1 protein-coding gene is annotated in these 296 nt (G+C 38.2%); it reads right to left on the bottom strand.

Annotated elements, in window-relative coordinates; all coding sequences use genetic code 11:
* Positions 1-296: AMP-binding protein (locus SB724_RS19765; protein ID WP_410572501.1), on the bottom strand; the 296-nt coding region annotated here is incomplete at both ends.

Here is a 296-nt window from a genome sequence, read left to right on the forward strand (position 1 = left end):
GGGATTGATGCTCTATCATTACCCCCTTAGGATTTCCAGTAGAGCCTGAGGTATAAATGACATACACTAAATCCTTGCCTGTGTTCTCAATAAGTAAATTTTCAGTTTGATATTCTGATAATGAGTTTGCATGCATGTCAATTGCTTCGATATCAAACATGTCTTCTAAACCCGTTTCTTCAATCAGTTTAGAGTTAGTTAAAAGCAGTTTTGTTTGACTGTCTTTGAGGATATATTTGATTCGTTCTGCCGGGTATGCAGGATCAATCGGCAAATAGGCTCCTCCTGCCTTTAAG

Source organism: Bacillus sp. SIMBA_031 (assembly GCF_046535225.1).
GTDB classification, from domain to species: Bacteria; Bacillota; Bacilli; order Bacillales; family Bacillaceae; genus Bacillus; species Bacillus velezensis.